The sequence below is a fragment of the Pedobacter sp. ASV12 genome, from assembly GCF_016429155.1.
Classification (GTDB): domain Bacteria; phylum Bacteroidota; class Bacteroidia; order Sphingobacteriales; family Sphingobacteriaceae; genus Pedobacter.
The window spans coordinates 1-1630 of sequence record NZ_JAELUC010000181.1 but is presented as its reverse complement, the minus strand read 5'-3'; the positions used below and the strand labels follow the sequence as shown (position 1 = coordinate 1630).

Genomic DNA, 1630 nt, shown 5'->3' with positions numbered 1-1630 from the left:
CCCCCCCCCCCCCCCCCCCCCCCCCCCCCCCCCCCCCCCCCCCCCCCCCCCCCCCCCCCCCCCCCCCCCCCCCCCCCCCCCCCCCCCCCCCCCCCCCCCCCCCCCCCCCCCCCCCCCCCCCCAATTTAGATGTGTATAAGAGACAGGATGAGACATACGTAGGTGGAAAAAACAAGAACAGACATGCAGGCAAAAAAGTTGAGGGGTCGCAGGGGCGTAGCGCAATAGATAAAAAACCTGTATTGGGAATTTTGCAACGTGACGGTGAGGTAAGGACTTTCGTAGTTGATGAAACTTCTAGCGAAACGCTGACAAATATTATGGTAGAAAATATTGCCGTAGGAACCGATGTGATCACTGACAGCTATAATTCATACAATGGACTGCAACAAACATTTGAGCACACCAAGATAAAACATACAGAAGGAAACTATATTACTGTTGGCGATAGGCATACAAACTCGATAGAGGGTTTCTGGTCGCAGTTGAAAAGAGGCATCATAGGCATTTACCATAATGTAAGCCATAAGCACCTACACAGATATTGCCATGAATTTGGCTATAGATACAACACCAGAAAGACGGAAGACGTTTTGAGGTTCGACAGCGCCATAAAGCTTTGCGACAACAAGCGTTTAACCTATTCGCAATTAATTTCATAGATTTGAACAATATGTCTAAAGAAAAGAAAAATAAACCGCCAAAGACAAGAGCGGATAAATATGAGGAAAAGGTAAGCTTTGAAGGAACGCTTGAACAGATGATAGAAATAGCTGTCAAGACAAATCCGAAAAAAGAAACCAAATAATATTGCACTATAGTAGTATTGCTGCCCAAATTACGACAAAAGGCAAACAGACAATACAGAGCTTATGGTGCGCCAGCAATGGCGTGGCTGTATCTTTGTGTCTGTTGGGGCGTCGTAACCCTGGGTAGCGCGAAATACTTAGTCCACGCCATTTTTAATTTAAACCCTAAATACGACAAACATGAAAAAAACAATCTTAATGCTAATGCTTACCGTGTCAACATTTATGATTTCCTGTGAAAAGGACAATTATACGCCGGACACGTATTTCCCAAAAGAAGGAGACAAAATAGAAAAAGTAGAAAAATATTGGGGACAGCCATCGAGGCGGACAGTTTCAAGCGTTTCTGGCACGTCTTATATAACTTACTTCTATGATGGAAAAAGAGTTATGGTTACTTTTAGGAACTATAAAGTAGATAGCTATACATCATATTGATGTAGCTAACCAAGATAAAATGCCGGCCAAGTGTCGGCATTTTTGTTACAAAATGTTTTTAAATGTATTTGTATTTTAAGGCCATAATTTGACATCATGGCTAAAGATCATACAAATACACAAACTGTGGATAAACCTACACAGGGAACAAAAAGCGGGTCTAAGAAATAGTATATACAAATACACAAGGCCTGTCTCTTATACACATCTCCGAGCCCACGAGACAGTACTCATGATCGCGTATGCCGTCTTCTGCTTGAAAAGGGGGGGGGGGGGGGGGGGGGGGGGGGGGGGGGGGGGGGGGGGGGGGGGGGGGGGGGGGGGGGGGGGGGGGGGGGGGGGGGGGGGGGGGGGGGGGGGGGGGGGGGGGGGGGGGGGGGGGG

Annotated in this window: 4 protein-coding genes; 3 read left to right on the top strand and 1 reads right to left on the bottom strand. The window is 47.7% G+C overall.

Features of this window, described 5'->3' with window-relative positions:
* Positions 1–131: 131 nt before the first annotated feature.
* The 3 genes from JHD69_RS19725 (at position 132) to JHD69_RS19720 (ending at position 1247) form a co-directional block, all read left to right on the top strand.
* Entirely contained in the window at positions 132–662 is a 531-nt protein-coding gene (locus JHD69_RS19725; RefSeq protein ID WP_199142051.1) for an IS1595 family transposase, read from the top strand.
* An 11-nt stretch (positions 663–673) separates the two neighbouring features.
* Positions 674–808: a hypothetical protein gene (locus JHD69_RS21345; protein ID WP_255530801.1), complete on the top strand. Its 135-nt coding sequence runs from the start codon at positions 674–676 to the stop codon at positions 806–808.
* A 181-nt stretch (positions 809–989) separates the two neighbouring features.
* Positions 990–1247 carry a hypothetical protein gene (locus JHD69_RS19720; RefSeq protein WP_199142050.1) on the top strand — a complete coding sequence of 86 codons (258 nt, stop codon included), beginning with the start codon at positions 990–992 and terminating at the stop codon, positions 1245–1247.
* Between the two features lie 160 nt (positions 1248–1407).
* Here JHD69_RS19720 and JHD69_RS19715 read toward each other — a convergent pair.
* Positions 1408–1630: hypothetical protein (locus tag JHD69_RS19715; protein WP_199142049.1), on the bottom strand; the 223-nt coding region annotated here is incomplete at its 5' end.

What these genes read in the sequence shown, in the direction of transcription:
- JHD69_RS21345 (WP_255530801.1), top strand. Translation starts at nt 674, where the DNA reads ATGTCTAAAGAAAAGAAAAATAAACCGCCAAAGACAAGAGCGGATAAA.
- JHD69_RS19720 (WP_199142050.1), top strand. Translation starts at nt 990, where the DNA reads ATGAAAAAAACAATCTTAATGCTAATGCTTACCGTGTCAACATTTATG.